This window comes from Maribacter sp. PR1 (assembly GCF_028464145.1).
GTDB lineage: Bacteria > Bacteroidota > Bacteroidia > Flavobacteriales > Flavobacteriaceae > Maribacter.
The window spans coordinates 202,399-219,451 of record NZ_JAQPCG010000004.1 but is presented as its reverse complement, the minus strand read 5'-3'; the positions used below and the strand labels follow the sequence as shown (position 1 = coordinate 219,451).

Sequence of the window (17,053 nt, the reverse complement as noted above, 5' to 3'; positions counted from 1 at the left end):
TCACTTTCTGTTTACTGTTAATACCATATTTAGAAATGAATTTGATAAACCATTCTCCATGGAAAGGCGTATATAACCTTAGAGAATGGCACTTGAAATTTTATTTTTTAATGGCCAAATAACGTTAAACAAAAACCTGATTTCATTAAAAGGTTTTTTTGAAACAGAATATATTAGAGGTTTATTTTAATTGTATATGAAGTTTGAATTTTCATACGATGGTAAAAAGCTTGTTAGTGAAGTATTTAAGAGAACCATCAACTCGCTTGGAATGGAAGTAAAAAGTATAAATGAGGGAACTATAGAACTAAAAGGCGACATAGATAGTGAAAGTTCTGAAAAATTAGCGGATGAGTTGGCTCCATTTGGAATTAGTGTAAATTGTGGTGAATCAAAGGATTTATTAGGACAAATCAAATCGCTGATTAAAAAATATGTGCATGATGAGAGTTATAGGGATGTAGCATTATCTTCGCTTCTGTCGAAGGGACTGGGATTTAGCTATTCCTATCTTTCAAACCACTTTACTTCCAAAACCTTTACAACCATTGAGAATTTTTACATCTTAATTCGCATAGAAAAGGTAAAGGATCTTTTGTTACATGAGGAAAAAACATTATCGGACATAGCGTATAGTCTAAATTTTAGTAGTGTTCCGCATTTATCGGGTCAATTTAAAAAAGTAACTGGGTTGACCATTACACAGTACCTAAAGTTTAGAAATAATACGATTAATACAACCAATTAATAAGATGCAATATGAACAAGATGAAAATTTTACTAGTGGATGATGACCAGGATGACAGGGAATTTTTTGCTGACGCCTTGGTTGGAATTAATTTAAATACACAATTAGAACAATTAGAAAATGGTAAAAGTTGCTTGGAGTATTTAATCCGGCAAATAGAAAATTTGCCGAACCTGATTTTTCTGGATTTGAATATGCCCGTAATGAACGGTTTTGAGTGTTTGACTGAGATTAGAAAACATCCAAAACTTAAGGAATTACCCATTGCTATATATTCAACATCCTCTTCAGACCAGGATATAGAGCAAACATTTCTAAAAGGTGCCAACATCTATATTAAGAAACCTTCGAGTTTTAATGACCTAAAAAAGTCCTTGAGTCAGGTGATTAAAATGAATTGGGCTTTTCATATGGACGATTTTAAAAAGGAAAATTTTTTGCTAAGAATTTAATTTTTCCCCTACTGGTATATATTGACCAGTACTCCTTAAACAATCTTTTTTAGAACAATTTAAACAGTTTTTGTAATACTTTTGTCTGCAAAAACTGTTTATTCTTTTAGACTATTTTAAAATTTTTAGTTTACATATAATTTCGTGGACCCGTTTACTTCCATTCTCAAGGAAACAGGATTAATCATAATGGGAACCGTATAAATTTTATTCTATGCCAGATAGAATTGCACTTCGTAACCGGATTTCTGAACTGGAAATTTCCAAAATGTTCACAGAGAAAATTTTGGACAGCAGTAATGACGTGATTGCCTATTTTGAACCTTTATATAATGATGATGTAATTGAGGACTTTGTCATAAAATACGTGAACAATCGGATTGTAGATATCGCATCCTTGGATACCAATGAGATGATTGGCAAGCGATGGCTGGAATACGATGCCCAGAATTTAGAAAATGGGGCTTTTGAAAAGGTTAAAGATTGTTTTTCTACTGGCGAAAGTTTCAATTATGCGGTTAAATATGTTTTTGGAGATCAATTAGTTTGGTTTAGTTCTAGGGTGGTGAAACTAGAAGTTGGAGTTGTCATGTTTTTAAAGGATATAAGCAAGGAGAAAGATTATGAAAAGCAGCTCCTAATTCAAAATAAACTGCTGCTGGAAGCGGAACATGTGGCCAGCACAGGAAGTTTCCGATGGGACTTAAATAATGGCACGCTGAACTTGTCTGAAAATGTATTTCGACTTCTAGGTTATGAACCCTTTGAAATGAATGCCACTTTAGAAGGTATTTTAAAATTTGTTCATAAAAACGACATTAACTGGGTAAAGGGGGTAATTGAAGAAAGCAGAAAAACGAAGGAACGAATTGATATTACCTTTAAAATTATAACGAAGAAACAAGAGTTAAAATATGTAAATACCATTGGAGAATATTACCCATCCGAAGACAACTGGTATGTTGTTGGTGTTTTTAAGGATGTTACCCAACAAATTGAGCACGAATCCTTACTACAGTCCAAAAATGCCGAATTAAAAAAGAGTAATGCTGATTTAGAGGCCTTCAACAGAATTGCTAGTCATGATTTACAAGAGCCGCTTCGAAAAATACAGATGTTCATCAGTAGATTACATGACGAGGAACATGGTACTTTAGGGCCGAGGTCACAAAATTATTTGAATAAAGTAATCAGTAGCACAGAGAGAATGCGAAATTTAATCTCCAATTTATTATCGTATTCTCGAATTGAAGAAGTTAAGGATAAGCCATCAAAAATAGATCTTAATGAAATTTTTACGAACGTACTTGAAGATTTAAGTGGAAGGATAGACGAAACAGATGCTTCCATTATCTCCGATAAACTTCCGGAGGTCAATGGTGTGCTATTCCAAATGGAACAATTGTTCTCAAATCTAATCGGTAATGCGCTTAAGTATATTGAGGCTAATAGAACACCGGTGATAAAAGTCAAATGTAGTTCTGTGGTAGTAAATAGTTTTAATCAAATACCCAAATTGAAGTCGGGAACTTACCATAGGTTGGACTTTATAGACAATGGAATTGGTTTTGAGAATGAATACGGAGATAAGATTTTTGAAATCTTTCAAAGACTACATGGAAAAACAGAATATTCAGGAACCGGTTTAGGATTGGCTATTTGCAAAAAAATAGTGGAGGCCCATAATGGAACAATAAGTGCAAAAGGCAAGATTGACGAGGGAGCCGTTTTTACTGTTTACCTTCCATCCCTTTCCTAGAACCCTTTGGACTAAATTTCAAGTACGGTCAAATGTAATGTTATAACAGAAAGTAAAAATGTTATAACAAACTTACCTGCCTAATCCTGGATATTTGGAGTTATAAATTTTTGTCGGTTTTAAATGAAAGGCAAGAAAATTATTAACAACTAAACAAGTCAACCTATGAATTCAACACACGCAAAATTAAATCAGTTAAATAATAGTCTAGGAGGTAGCATATCGGTATTCGATAGTGAAAGAATCTTAATGTTCTATAACGACAAGGGTAAGGGAAGAATACAGTCCGTTGAGCTGGAATCTGGTATAGGGTATAGTCAATTTGAACTTACTACCACAGAGGAAATAAAGCTTAACTTAAAGAATACTACAAGCCAAAGTTTGTTTTTTATATACTGTTTGGAAGGTAGTTTAATGCTGAAGTTGCCTACCAGTCGTTCTAAAATTGAAATTGATTCCCTTAGGACGGTGATATTAGGTGGTATGGAGGAAGATGTGAAAATAACCGTGGCTTCCGGCAAAAAAGTGAATTTTTCGGTAATACAAGTTACAGACGATTCAAATTTAGAAGCTTCAACTAATGAAAACTCAAAATTAAAGGAACAGTTGTTTTCTCAGTTCTTACAGAATAATAAGTATGAATATGTAGGTACCGTAAATCTAAAAATAAAGGACCACCTATTACAAATAAATGCCATTTCCCAAACAGGGATTGTTAGAAGATTATTGATAGAAGGGATAGTACATTTTACATTGGCTCTAGAAATATTACATTATAAAAGTGATAGTTCAAAAAAGACGCTACACGAAACATCTTTAACAAAAAGGGAACTTTTACGTATAGAAGATGCAGTAGAGGAAATTCGGCAGAAACCGGAACACCCGTATTCCATTGATTATTTTGTTAGGAAATATGGATTGTCCGCTGCTAAACTGCAATCAGGGTTTAAAGTGCTTACAGGTTCTACGGTAGCTAGTTGTATAAAAAACCAAAGATTGGATTTGGCAGAAAAGCTGATTAAGGAAACAGATTTGAATGTATCCGAAATTGTCTATACTATTGGGTTTTCCAGCAGAAGCTATTTTTCAAAAATATTTAGTAAACGCTTTAAATATTCCCCAAAAATTTACCTGACAAAAGCCAGAGGTACAAAACTTAGTGCATAGAATATTATACCAGGTTTATGCCTATCAAAAAGGTACATCTTTAGAATTATAGGGCTAAGCCAGTAAGCGACATCTTTTTATCTTCATTAAAAAAATAAAAAGGGAGAGCAATTGCGAAAAGAAAATCAAGATAAAAATTTTAGTGTAAGGCAGGACATCGAAACTCGCTTACACCAATTAAACTTATGGAAAAGTGAGATTCAAATCGGTTTCGATGACATCATAACCAGAAATCCACTGGATGAGATTAAGGATCTTCTGGTTTATATAGATGAAAGCATAGCTAGAAACGAGAAATTAATGATTAGTCTATTCCTTGATCGGTCTGCTGACTTTGAACACCATCAATCCAATAGATTAAATGCTTTAATGTTAGCCTCTATTGATAATTTGAATGAAAATGCAGAAAAAGAAGCTGAAAACATTAAAAAGGCCATATCACATGTGACCTTTTATGGGGGAATCCCTTCCACACCTTTTTTCAAAAAAGTCATTTAATTAATTTCTAAAATCTTTAGATACTGGTTTTGGCTTCGTCCAGGCATAAATCCTTGACGATAGACCAAAATATTCTTACCGATGCAGAATCCGATTCGTAAAATGAGGATAGAGTAACAAGGTTTTTTTAAAATCAACTAGGCTGTCTTTGTTGGTTTCCAAATTAGGAGCATAAAATGCCATGTGCCAACCGGAGAAAACTTCCTTTTCTGAAGGACCATCCCATACCAAATTTACATGAGCGTGTCTTTTGTCCACTTTTATTTTTTCTAAAAGCTCAAAAATGACTTTTTTATCACCATGTAGTGTCTGTACAAATTGATTGTTGTGATATACCAAACACCCTGTAATAGAATGTGTTTTATTAAACGCTTTGGCCGTATTTAGAATGTCATCTAAGTCTTAGGAGCTAAGGTTTTTCTTTGCAACCGAAGTATAAGTCAATTCGTGCATTATTTAAGAGGTTTCGGGACTCCAAAATAATTCATTTTTAAAAGGTAGCCATAAAACCAATTATTTTTTTTTGACCCAAATAATATTCAATCCTATTTTAACAAACGAAATGTCTTAAATTAAAGGAAGACTTTATAAAATGGAAATTAGAAATTGAGGCTCGGGAATTGATTTATTTTGTGCCATAGTTGAAATATAATTAAGACACTTATGAAGCAATGTTTTTAGTTGATTAAATGAAGATGGTTTTTTCAAATATAAGGTAGCCCCCATATTCTTTAATCTTTCAACATCTTTTTCATGAAAAGAGGTTGAATATATAATAACGGGAACATCATCGAGCATGCTTAAGTCCCTAATATCGGATAAACATTCGAAACCGTTCATCATGGGCATTTTTAAATCTAAAAAAATTGCATCTGGTTTTGTATTGTCTTCATTTAATAAATGAGCCATTAAATCTACTCCGTTGCTGAACTCCTCGATAGACGTAGCTACAGGTATTTCGTTTAGGGCATCCGAGAAAAATGTTCTGTCGTCACTATCATCATCCGCGAGGTAAATATGCTGTATAGCTTGATTCATTGGTAAATGAAATTTGGTTTTGGAATGGTAGCAAGTTAATAAGCTTCAATTTTTAATAATACAACAAAACGTGCAAATACTAACCCAATAAAAAAACTCAATATTGTAATTGAATTCCATATGTGTTCGTATACCATGTCTTGGGATAGAAAAATTTAAAAAGAGGATAATCAATTTGAATACTTTTCAAAAGTAAAAGGAGAATACCTAATTGTTTAAGGCAGTTGATTATTTTTACATATACTACATCTTTCGTTAATTTATTTGATAAAAAATATGAAAAACGGTACCAACCCCTTGCAGACCAAGATTTCATTTAGAAGTCAATTTGTACTATTAACATCCCTTCTATTTTTATTTTATAACCTGGTTTCTTCTCAGGACCCAAATCTGGAGTCAATTTCTGATGCTGTGGAGGGGTTGCACTTCAGACCCATAGGACCAGCCTTAATGGGTGGCAGGATAGCGGACATTGCCGTCAGCGATGAAGATTCCAGTATTTGGTTTATAGCTGTTGGTTCCGGAGGAGTTTGGAAGACGATAAATAGAGGGATAACATGGAATCCTGTTTTCGAAAAAGAGTCCTCTTATTCTATTGGTAGCGTAACTATAGACCCTAATAACTCCCAAGTGGTTTGGGTGGGTACGGGCGAAAACGTAAGTGGTAGGCATGTTGGCTGGGGCGATGGTGTCTATAAGTCTACCAATGGGGGTACAACCTGGGAACAAATGGGACTTTCTAAGTCTGATCATATCGGAAAAATTCTAGTGGATCCTAGAAATAGCGATGTAGTATTTGTAGCTGCAGAAGGGCCATTATGGTCTTCTGGAGGTGAACGTGGTGTTTATAAAACGGTAGATGGTGGTAAAACTTGGAATTTAGTATTACAAATTGATGAGAATACAGGTATAACCGATATAGAATTCGACCCAACTAACCCGGATATAGTTTATGCAGCTGCTTACCAAAGAAGAAGACATGTTTGGGCTCTGCTTTCTGGAGGTCCCAAATCCGGTATTTACAAGTCGACGGATAATGGTGAGAATTGGACTAGAAAAAGTACAGGTCTGCCCAAAGGTGATATGGGTAAAATAGGATTGGCGGTTACCAGGGCAAATCCTGATCTTGTGTATGCGACCATTGAAGCGGACAATACAGAAAAGGGATTTTATAGGTCCGAGGATAAAGGGGAGAGTTGGAAACAATTGAATAGCTATATTTCTGGGGGTACAGGTCCCCATTACTATCAAGAAATCGAAGTATCCCAGACAAATCCTGACCTTATTTATCAAATGGATGTTTTTATTAGGGTCTCCAGGGATGGTGGCAAGAATTTCAAAGTACTTGGAACAGGTCGTGAAAAACATAGCGATAATCATGCCCTCTGGATTGATCCCAATAATGGAAAGCATTTACTTGCTGGAACGGATGGTGGCTTATATGAAACATTTGATGAAGGCAAAACTTGGCGTCATTTTCCCAACCTACCAATTTCCCAATTCTATAAACTTTCTTTGGACAGTTCAGCGCCCTATTATAACATCGTCGGCGGAGCACAAGATTTGGGCACACTAATAGGCCCTTCTAGAACCATGAATGTAGAGGGTGTACGTAATAGGGATTGGTATGTTCCTTTAGGTGCAGATGGGTATGATAATGCTTTTGACCCAAAAGACCCTAATATTGTATATATGGAAATACAGGAGGGCAACCTTCATCGTTATGATAGAAAAACGGAGGAGGGTATGGACATACAGCCACAAGGTGCTATAGGAGATGCTGCAGATCGATGGAATTGGGACAGTCCAATACTTATTAGTCCCCATAATAATAGAACACTATATTATGGTTCACAGAGGGTTTGGCGAAGTGAAGATCAAGGTAATTCTTGGGAAGCTATAAGCTCGGACTTAACGACAAATCAAAATAGGTATGAGTTAGAGATGATGGGAAAAGTTTGGAGCGTAGATGCACTTTATGATAATGGTGCTATGTCCAAGTATGCCACGCTCACGTCCATTTCAGAGTCTCCAAAGGAAGAAGGGTTGTTGTATACCGGTTCAGATGATGGTTTAATACATATTAGTGAGGATGGTGGTGTAAATTGGAGAAGAAGTGGCACGCTTCCTAAAATCCCTGAATTTTCCTTTATCAATGATATTGAGGCCTCGCATCATAATTCTGATGTGGTATTTGCAAGTGCAGATGCCCATAAAGTGGGTGATTATAAACCCTATTTGTTTATGAGTACCGACCGAGGTCGTTCATGGAAATCCATAGTGGGAGACCTTCCAAAAGAAACAATCGTTTGGGTGGTTAAACAAGATCCCATAGACCCAAACCTGTTGTTTATTGGGACCGAATATGGAATCTATTTTTCCCCAAACAAAGGAACAAACTGGATTCAATTAAAGTCTGGTCTGCCTACAATACCGTTTCGAGATATAGAATTACACCCAAAAGAACATGATTTGGTTGGAGCATCATTTGGTAGAGGCTTTTTTGTATTGGATGATTATTCCCCATTAAGGGAATTGGGCAATACGATTAAAGACGGTGGAAACAAACTTTTTTCGATTAGGGATACTTGGTGGTATGTCCCGAATACACCCATGCAAGCGAAGGGCATGCCAACATTAGGTTCTACAAGCTTTGCAACTGAAAACCCTCCTTTTGGAGCAATATTCACGTATCTTATAACTGATGTTCCAAAAACTAGAAAGAGTTCTCGTTTAGAAAAAGAAAAATCCTTGTCATCAAGGAAAATGTCAATTCCATTTCCGGGTTGGGAGGAATTGGAGGAAGAAGAAAGGCAGGATGAGGCAAAAGTGTTGCTTTTGGTTTCTGATAATGAAGGTAAACCAGTGCGATGGATTGAAGGCTCGAACAAGAAGGGTTTACATAGAACAAATTGGGACTTGCGCCTTTCACCACCGGACCCAATTGACTTAACGGTGCCGGATTTTAGGCCACCATGGGCAGGTGAAGATACGGGGCCTTTGGTTGCACCGGGTAAATATAGTGTACAACTCTATGTCTTATTTGATGGTGATTTGCAAACGCAGGGTAACCCTCAAAGCTTTGAGGTAACTCCTTTAGGAAATATTGATGGAGGTATTGATATTATAGCGTCCATGCAATTTCAAAAAAGAACGGCAGAACTTTCGAGGCAAATTGCTATTGCAGGCCAGAAAATAGGCGAATATAGAGAACAACTGAGGTATATAAAGGAGGCATTGCTAAAGACACCGATGGCCAAAAAAAGTCACTTCGAAAAACTTAAAGAGTTGGAAGAGGGGTTACGGACATTAGTGATAAAATTATATGGCAACCGGGCTAAGCAATCCAAGGAGGAGGCCATAACACCTTCCATACGGTCCAGGGTAGGGCAAGTAGCTGGGGCACATTGGGAAACCACACAAGAACCGACCCAAACCCAAAGGACCAATATTGAATTGGCCACAAAGGAATTTAGTGATTTTCAGGAATCCTTACAGTCCTATAGACAGTCAATGGAGTCCTTCGAAAAGGACTTGGAAACGATTAAAGCTCCGTACACTCCAAACAGAAAAATATAGTTTCAGTGATAACAGAGATTTCCTTTTTTTATTCTTCATTTTTTTCTTTTAAATTGAAGGGAATTTGATTGTATAACCATGTGTTTTTCCACTGAGGAATTTGGAGATGTAAAATTGGTAGAGCGATATTATCGGGTTGACCATAAGTATGTTTATGCTGAACCTGAAAATGAGTATAATAGATACTTTAATAATGGTTTCGCGCACAATGATTCATTGATTATTACGGAGGAAGACCCAAAAAGTCTTACTTCGGCAATGTGGGGAATTATTCCCTATTATAAATCCAAAGTTGATCCAAAGGAATACTATAAGGAAACGGTGAGATATGGTTCTGGTTTAAATGCCAGGTCGGAGAAACTATTCGAATCTGCAAACTACAGAGGTTTTAAAAAGTGTATCGTTCCCGTGAAGGGTTTTTTTGAGCCGCACACGGCAAAAAATAATTTTAAAATCCCATTTTATTTTAAAAGAGTAGACGATAACCCATTAAGTCTTGCCGCTATTTACACTGTCACTGCCCATGGTATTATCACTTATTCCATTTTGACCAAAACCGCCACTCCTTTATTTGCAAAGATCCATAACCAAAAAAATAGAAGACCGGTAATACTTCAAGAACCAGATATCGAAGTTTGGTTGGATACCGGTTTGGAAGAAGAACAAATCAATGAGGTTATCGATGATGATTTACCTGATGAAAAATTGGAAACCTGGCCCATCAGTAAGGATTTATATCGGGGTAATGCAGGACAACGACCTGATATAACAGAAAAAGTACAATATGAGGAGTTGAAAATCGAATACTGACTTTAATTAATTGAGAAAATTCACAAGCTAATAATTTTAAAAATTTGTCTCAAATCGTTTTCTACTAGCTTTTTAAAGGTGATTTACTTTGATCAGTACTTTTCATATAAGGTTTAATCTTAATTGTTGATTGTAATGGTTTAGCTGCTTCTTTTTTGGTAACTTAACGGAAACTAGATGATTATGGCTACCTATTCACTGAATATTAACGAAACCTCTTACGAGGTTGATGTCGTCCAGGGCACTTCTTTACTCTGGGTACTACGGGAACACTTGGGTCTAACCGGGACTAAATACGGTTGTGGTATTGCGCAATGCGGCAGTTGTACTATCCATCTCGATGGTAATCCAGTTAGGGCCTGTATTCTTCAGGTAGACAATGTTGCCAATGGGCAACGGATAAAGACCATTGAAGGGCTTTCTGAAAAGGGTAATCACCCCTTACAACAAGCATGGGTTAAGGCACAAGCTCCTCAATGTGGCTACTGCCAGTCTGGTCAATTAATGCAAGCTGCCGCGCTATTGGAAAAAAACCCGAATCCATCAAGGGAAGAGATTAAAAGTTACATGAACGGAGTACTGTGTCGTTGTGGTACCTATTTGCGAATCCTGGAGGCTATTGAAATGACCAAAGAACAAACCAAAACAACTTCCTAAGACTATGAGCAATACGAATACAAAAACGATTTCACCGTTTAGCCGCAGGAAGTTCTTAAAATCTTCTGGAGGTGTGGCCCTTTTTATTGGAGCTTCAGGCCTATTGCCTAATTTGTTGTCATGTTCGGATTCCAAAGGGGTTCAAAGACAATTGACAAAACATGGCGTCACCGCTTGGGTACGGATTACCGAAGACGGCCAAATTACCATTTACAATCCAGCTGCCGAAATGGGACAGGGATCTATGACTGCCCTGCCTTTAATCTTTGCAGAGGAAATGGATGCAGATTGGTCTAGAGTGAACGTTGAATTCTCGCCCCAGGAGTCCGAGATATATGGCTCCGAAGGCTGGCAGCCCGGTTCTAAACTTATGTTCACAGTGGGTAGCCGAACCACCAAAAGCTATTATCCTGTAATGCGAAAAGCAGGAGCACAAGCACGTTATGTTTTGCTGCATTCGGCAGCGGGGTATTGGAAAGTGCCATTTGATGAATTGACCACGGACCAAAGTGAGGTCATCCATGAAAAGAGCGGCCAAAAAATAGGCTATGGCGACTTGGTGTCTCATTTGAGCATGCCTGAAACCTTGCCCGATTTCACCGAATCAGGATTAAAGAACCCAAAGGATTTTAAGTTAATTGGAAATGAAATTCCCAGAACAGAAATTCCTGAAAAAGTAGATGGAAGTGCCCTTTTTGCCATTGACCTTCGTTTGCCCAATATGGTCTATGGTGTTTTGGAGCGGGGTTCCATGCATGGAGCAAAACCCACCTTGACCAATGAGTCGGAGATCTTGGCCATGGAAGGTGTACTAAAAGTAGTGCCCTTTGATTATGCTATTGGGGTAGTGGCCAATACTTTGGAGGCCGCCTTGAGTGCTAAGGATGCTCTTAACATCGAATGGGGCGATGCCCTACCCAAAGGGTTCAATTCTCAAGAAATTTATTCTACCTATGCCCAAAGGGCTAATGCCTTAAAAAAGGGTGATACTGTCAACGAATTGGGTGATGTGGAACTTGCAATGCACAATGCGTCCAAAACGTACGAAGCGGACTTTAAAAATGATTATGTGTATCATGCTCAAATGGAACCACTCAATGCCGTAGTGCAGGTGGCCCAAGATGGGCAAAGTGCCGAAGTATGGGTGGGCAGCCAGCAAGGAGCGGATACCAAACTAGGTATTCCTGATCTATTGGGCATTCCTCATGAAGCTGTAAAAGTAAATTTGCAGTATTTGGGCGGTGGTTTTGGAAGACGAAGTATGAACGATTTTGTTTTGGAATGTGGTAGCTTGGCCAAGGCTATGGCACCACAACCCGTAAAATTAATTTGGACACGGGAAGATGATGTTACCTATGGCGCCTTTAGGCCCTTGACACTCCAACGACTAAGAGTAAGTACAGATGCCCAGGGAAATCTAACCGGTTTCTGGCACTGCGTGGTGGGCGATGGTGGTAATTTGGTGGCCAGTGGTGCACGGAACGATCATTATACCATACCCAACCAATGGGTAGAATGGAGAGAGGCCTCACATGGGGTACGTTTAAAGCATTGGCGTTCGGTGGGACATGGACCCAACAAATTTGCTATTGAGGCCATGTTGGATGAAGTGGCCTATGATCATAGTATAGATCCGATTGACTTTCGAAGGAAACTTATGATTAATGCGCCAAGGGCCTTGGCCACGCTAGAGAAAGTCGCTAAAATCTCGGACTGGAACTCCCCTTCTGCCGAAGGTCGTGCCAAAGGTGTGGCCTTTGTAGAACATGGTTCCTTGGGCACAGGAGTATGTGAGATATCGGTAAACTATAACACAGGTCAAATTACGGTGCATCGATTTTGGATTGCCTTGGATGCAGGTGTGGTAGTACAACCCAACAATGTAAAAGCACAAATGGAAGGCGGAATCATTATGGGTATAAGCTCGGCACTTAAAGAGCAGATTACCTTGGTAGACGGTAAAGTACAACAACGAAATTATGACGACTATCAACTGTTGCGTATGCAGGAGGTGCCCGATAGTATTGAAACGGTGATTATCCCATCTGCGGAACATCCTGAAGGGGTGGGGGAAACTGCGACACCCATGGTGGCAGGAGCCATTGCAAACGCATTTTTAAAGTTAACGGGCAAACGGCTAAGACACATGCCCTTTACCCCGGAACGCGTATTGGAGGTATTAAATAGTTAAAACACCAAAGCGCTGTAGTTAAGTTAGCAACTAAAATTAAGGTTTGATTAGACCATATAGCGAGCGAGGACCAAGTTCGTACTGTAAAAGAAAATGATTTTCAGATGGAAAATAGGAAATTGGCGAATCATTAAAGATGTATAGCGGTATTAAGTAAGGCAAGGATATGGCATTATTATGCTTATAGATCAACAGGAATTAGTACGCATCTTTGGATGCGATGTGTATAAACAATCTACGAGTAAATGGAGGTAGGAAGCAAAGGGTAGGGAGTCCTTTATATGATTTCTTACTGTATTTTCGTTAATCCACCTAATTATAATAAACCTTGATACTCTTTACAAAAAATGTAATTTGCAACGCGTAGGATTTTTTCTGAAATCGGCTTGAGGGATTCCAGTAGTTATACTATATACCTTTAAAAAGGATAGTTGCATGAAAAGTTACTTAAGAGCAACGACGAAAAAAATTAACTGGGTTCGTATTAAAGCATACTACTATAACTCTTCTAAATAAGCATTTCTATATTCCTTAATCTGTAGAAATTATGTGCTTTTGCAGAAACTAGTAATTTACTTCACCTTTTTTATTAAATAGCTTCTATTTTCTGAATATATCACAAGTATCTATATGTCAAATGTTTAAAATAAATTTAATCTAATAGAAGTCTTTTTAAAATGTTAAATATTACATAATATAGTACCTTTTTATGCATAGTACTGTAACAAAATGAAATTAGTGTCGTCTAGTAGATGTAGTGCAATTTAAAAACAACTATTAAACATCAATTTATAAAATTAAAGAAACTATGAAAGCATCATTCAACAATACGGCAACAGAATCAAGAACAGGACAGTACTTTTCCTCTTTTAGCAACAGCAAAAGAGCTCAATGGGCACAGTACAGAAATTTCAACAGATAGTCTGTATCTTAAAAAAACAATCATCAATCTATAAAAAACAAAAATATCATGAAAGCATCATTCAACAATACGGCAACAGAATCAAGAACAGGACAGTACTTTTCATCTTTTAGTAATAGTAAAAGAGCTCAATGGGCACAGTACAGGAATTTCAACAGATAGTCTGAATCAAAAAAAACAATCATCAATCAATATAAACAAAGAAATCATGAAAGCATCATTCAACAATACGGTAACAGAATCAAGAACAGGACAGTACTTTTCCTCTTTTAGCAATAGCAAAAGAGCACAATGGGCACAGTACCGCAACTTTAATCGCTAATTACGATTTAGAACAACACATCAATCAATAAACATCAATCATGAGAACCTTCATCAATCAATCACCAATGGAATCTAGAGGGCTTACATTCCTTTCTAATCAAGAGGATAGCAAAAGAATTCGTTGGTCAATGCCAAATGATCTGCACTAGCAGAAAATTTCATACCTATTAAAGGGGATGGACCTTCATCAAAGTCCATCCCCTTTCTTTTTAAGTACCCCTCACCCAATTTTGCCGAGCCGCTAAACTTTTTAATGATGGGACTAGGTACCAAATATTCTTACCACCCTTTTTAATAGCTGTATTATAGGACTGCTGGTGTATACTGAATTGTTCCTTCAGTAAGTCTGTTTAATCGTTTTGTTAATTCATCTTTTAAAGTGCACTTTTAGAATCTTTATGAAAAATACCTTTTGAAAAAGTTTTATATTGAAGGTATATTTTTGGTATTTTCCGTAAAAGTTCAATTAATTGACCTATGCATAAGATTTTTGAAAAAATCATACAGTGGCAATTTTGAACTTCCCTTTAAGAATCAAAAATGAAAGAGTCTTTCAAGTTTTCATGGATAGGTTTCTTAGTGCTAGCTCCTTATTTTCTATGGGCGCAAATAATTACCGTGAACGGTCCTATTAAGCCCGAAAAAATGGGCCTTGCACTTATTCATGAACATATTATGGTAGATTGGATCGGGGCAGACAGTACGGGCTACCATCGTTGGGACAGGGATGAGATCGTCGAAATAGTATTGCCCTATTTGGAAGAACTTGGGGAACATGGCGTAGCTACCTTTCTTGATTGTACTCCTGCATATCTCGGTCGTGATCCCTATGTGTTGAAGCAATTATCTGAGCGGACCGGAATTCATATCCTTACAAATACCGGTTATTATGGATCCGGTAACAACAAATATATTCCTGAAACGCTCGTGAACGATTCTCCGGAAAAAATGGCAGCGCATTGGATCGAAGAGTTCAGGTTTGGAATCGATAGCTCCGGCATTAGACCGGGGTTCATAAAGATGTCCGTGGATGACCAAGCTCTGCTATCGGGAACACATGAGAATTTGATCAGGGCGGCTGCATTGACACATTTGGAAACCGGTATGACCATAGTCTCGCATACGGGAAGCGACGGGCCTGCGATGGCACAACTGAAGGTGTTGAAAGAAATGGGGGTGTCTCCCAAAGCATTCGTTTGGACACATGCCCAAAACGGAACCCTGGAGGGGTATCTAAGGGCAGCAGGCCAAGGGGCCTGGATTTCACTGGACCATATAAATGGTCAATCATCGGACGGCAATGGCAGTCTTGGAAATATTGAATGGTTCGTTAAAATACTTTTGGATCTTAAGGCTAATGGGATATTGGACCATATTCTAATATCACATGATGCAGGTTGGTATGATGTAGGAGAAAAAGATGGGGGGGATTACAGAGGGTATACGGATCTGTTTACCAAGCTCATTCCGCGGCTTAAGGAAAATGGTTTTACTCAAGATGACTTGGATATAATACTTAAGGACAATCCAAAAAGGGCCTATTCCATTGGTGTAAGAAAGGAATAACATCTTCCAGTATGACCTTTTTCAAAAAATCTCCGAAATATCTAGCGGTTAAATCGATTTCTGATAAGTCCTGTCAAAATGTAAATAATTGCATTTACGCTAAGGAAGATGGCAGCAATTGAGATGAAGTAGGTAAGCGAATACATAGAGTTCTTATTTTATACTAATCTAAAAACGCAATACCAATTTTTATAATGGAATTGTGTGAAGTGTTGCTTTTTTAGTATAAAATGCATGCCACCAATTTATTTAAACAAAGATGTACCAATAATGTAGTTTTGTTGAAGTATAGGTAAGCGTCAAATTGGTTGCCATTACAGGTGTATTACTCAACTTTATTATTCTATATTTCTCCCTTCTTTATGTTCATGAATTTTAAATTCTGGGTTGTTGAATAACCGAAACGAAAAGGATAAAACTTTCTTGTTCAACACTGGTATCGAAGATTGGGTTATCATTAAGTAGCGGCTGCTCTATTAAAACCAACAGTTTCCCTATATATCTGCGGTGAGACATCCGCATTTTTTTTAAAAAATCGACTAAAATAATATTCATCGTTGTATCCTAATTCAAAGGCAATTTCCTTTATTGTTTTATTGGTTAAATACAATTCTCTTTTGGCCTCAATAACGATACGTTCAGAGATTAAATCGGTCAATGTTTTGTTAAAGTGTGATTTTGTGATTTTGGTTAATGCTTTGGGTGTAATGGCTAGCATGTCTGCGTAATCACTCGCAGAGTGTTTTGTCTTATAATGTGTTTCGATATAATTCTTTAAGTTCTGTAAAATATATGGTTCCTCTTTATTAATAGGAGAATCTTCATTATCAGATTGTTGGTCTCTTTTAAGTCTGGATGCCGTGATCAGAAATATTTTTAAATAGGAGATCAGCAATTCATATTGGGCCAATGCAGACTTCTTAATCTCTTCTTGAAGTTGGTCAACTACCATCTCAAAGTTCATTGCAGATTTTTCATCCACACGGACTGTGGGTGTGTCATAAATATTATTGAACAAGACGCCGTGACAAGCAACTTCCTGATGGTGTTTATGAATACAGAAAAAGTCGGGATGAAATTGAATGACCGTACCCTTAGCCTCACCATCAAAACAAAGCGTAAAAGGTTGATATGGAGAAAATGATAACAACATGTTCTCCTTAAAATCATATTCATGGAGCTCTGAGTTTAATTTTCCACGTCCTTTTCGAATCCAAATAAGTGAATAATGGTTTAGTCTTTGAATTTGGTCAAAAGGGTTTTCCTTTTCGAAATCACAGATTTTAAGTGCCAAATTTCCTGTTCGAGGTTCAATTAGGGTATATGTATTTGTTTGTATCAC

At 37.3% G+C, this 17,053-nt stretch carries 13 protein-coding genes; 10 read left to right on the top strand and 3 right to left on the bottom strand.

Annotation, left to right across the window (positions count from 1 at the left end):
• Window positions 1-196: 196 nt before the first annotated feature.
• From PP182_RS09925 to PP182_RS09905, 5 genes are all read left to right on the top strand, one after another.
• Entirely contained in the window at window positions 197-748 is a 552-nt protein-coding gene (locus PP182_RS09925; protein ID WP_272651088.1) for a helix-turn-helix domain-containing protein, read from the top strand.
• A gap of 20 nt (window positions 749-768) precedes the next feature.
• Window positions 769-1,200: a response regulator gene (locus tag PP182_RS09920; protein ID WP_330097988.1), complete on the top strand. Its 432-nt coding sequence runs from the start codon at window positions 769-771 to the stop codon at window positions 1,198-1,200.
• Window positions 1,201-1,414: 214 nt separating this feature from the next.
• Window positions 1,415-2,959, top strand: a complete 1,545-nt coding sequence (locus tag PP182_RS09915; protein WP_272651086.1) for a PAS domain-containing sensor histidine kinase — start codon at window positions 1,415-1,417, stop codon at window positions 2,957-2,959.
• 165 nt (window positions 2,960-3,124) lie between these two features.
• On the top strand, window positions 3,125-4,126 hold the full coding sequence (locus PP182_RS09910) for a helix-turn-helix domain-containing protein (protein WP_272651085.1): 1,002 nt from the start codon (window positions 3,125-3,127) through the stop codon (window positions 4,124-4,126).
• Window positions 4,127-4,237: 111 nt separating this feature from the next.
• Window positions 4,238-4,624, top strand: coding sequence for a hypothetical protein (locus PP182_RS09905; protein ID WP_272651084.1), 387 nt, complete (start codon window positions 4,238-4,240; stop codon window positions 4,622-4,624).
• Window positions 4,625-4,699: 75 nt separating this feature from the next.
• Here PP182_RS09905 and PP182_RS09900 read toward each other — a convergent pair whose 3' ends face one another.
• Both PP182_RS09900 and PP182_RS09895 read right to left on the bottom strand, forming a co-directional pair.
• Complete coding sequence (locus PP182_RS09900; RefSeq protein WP_272651284.1) at window positions 4,700-5,014, bottom strand: BLUF domain-containing protein; 315 nt, start codon at window positions 5,012-5,014, stop codon at window positions 4,700-4,702.
• Window positions 5,015-5,209: 195 nt separating this feature from the next.
• Entirely contained in the window at window positions 5,210-5,662 is a 453-nt protein-coding gene (locus tag PP182_RS09895; protein WP_272651083.1) for a response regulator, read from the bottom strand.
• A gap of 276 nt (window positions 5,663-5,938) precedes the next feature.
• Here PP182_RS09895 and PP182_RS09890 point away from each other — a divergent pair, with 276 nt between their 5' ends.
• The 5 genes from PP182_RS09890 to PP182_RS09870 all read left to right on the top strand — a co-directional run bounded on the left by PP182_RS09890 (window position 5,939) and on the right by PP182_RS09870 (window position 15,711).
• Entirely contained in the window at window positions 5,939-9,241 is a 3,303-nt protein-coding gene (locus tag PP182_RS09890; protein ID WP_272651082.1) for a WD40/YVTN/BNR-like repeat-containing protein, read from the top strand.
• A 78-nt stretch (window positions 9,242-9,319) separates the two neighbouring features.
• Entirely contained in the window at window positions 9,320-10,051 is a 732-nt protein-coding gene (locus tag PP182_RS09885) for an SOS response-associated peptidase (RefSeq protein WP_272651081.1), read from the top strand.
• 183 nt (window positions 10,052-10,234) lie between these two features.
• On the top strand, window positions 10,235-10,708 hold the full coding sequence (locus PP182_RS09880; RefSeq protein ID WP_272651080.1) for a (2Fe-2S)-binding protein: 474 nt from the start codon (window positions 10,235-10,237) through the stop codon (window positions 10,706-10,708).
• Window positions 10,709-10,712: 4 nt separating this feature from the next.
• Complete coding sequence (locus PP182_RS09875; RefSeq protein ID WP_272651079.1) at window positions 10,713-12,899, top strand: xanthine dehydrogenase family protein molybdopterin-binding subunit; 2,187 nt, start codon at window positions 10,713-10,715, stop codon at window positions 12,897-12,899.
• 1,786 nt (window positions 12,900-14,685) lie between these two features.
• The gene (locus PP182_RS09870; protein WP_272651078.1) at window positions 14,686-15,711 is read left to right on the top strand and encodes a phosphotriesterase family protein; all 1,026 of its coding nucleotides are present in this window, start codon (window positions 14,686-14,688) and stop codon (window positions 15,709-15,711) included.
• A 457-nt stretch (window positions 15,712-16,168) separates the two neighbouring features.
• Here the strand turns inward: PP182_RS09870 and PP182_RS09865 are convergent, their stop codons facing one another.
• Window positions 16,169-17,053, bottom strand: coding sequence for a helix-turn-helix domain-containing protein (locus PP182_RS09865; RefSeq protein ID WP_272651077.1), 885 nt, complete (start codon window positions 17,051-17,053; stop codon window positions 16,169-16,171).

Coding starts and splice junctions, on each gene's coding strand:
- PP182_RS09925 (WP_272651088.1), top strand. CDS start 197: ATGAAGTTTGAATTTTCATACGATGGTAAAAAGCTTGTTAGTGAAGTA.
- PP182_RS09920 (WP_330097988.1), top strand. CDS start 769: ATGAAAATTTTACTAGTGGATGATGACCAGGATGACAGGGAATTTTTT.
- PP182_RS09915 (WP_272651086.1), top strand. CDS start 1,415: ATGCCAGATAGAATTGCACTTCGTAACCGGATTTCTGAACTGGAAATT.
- PP182_RS09910 (WP_272651085.1), top strand. CDS start 3,125: ATGAATTCAACACACGCAAAATTAAATCAGTTAAATAATAGTCTAGGA.
- PP182_RS09895 (WP_272651083.1), bottom strand. CDS start 5,662: ATGAATCAAGCTATACAGCATATTTACCTCGCGGATGATGATAGTGAC.
- PP182_RS09890 (WP_272651082.1), top strand. CDS start 5,939: ATGAAAAACGGTACCAACCCCTTGCAGACCAAGATTTCATTTAGAAGT.
- PP182_RS09885 (WP_272651081.1), top strand. CDS start 9,320: ATGTGTTTTTCCACTGAGGAATTTGGAGATGTAAAATTGGTAGAGCGA.
- PP182_RS09880 (WP_272651080.1), top strand. CDS start 10,235: ATGGCTACCTATTCACTGAATATTAACGAAACCTCTTACGAGGTTGAT.
- PP182_RS09875 (WP_272651079.1), top strand. CDS start 10,713: ATGAGCAATACGAATACAAAAACGATTTCACCGTTTAGCCGCAGGAAG.
- PP182_RS09870 (WP_272651078.1), top strand. CDS start 14,686: ATGAAAGAGTCTTTCAAGTTTTCATGGATAGGTTTCTTAGTGCTAGCT.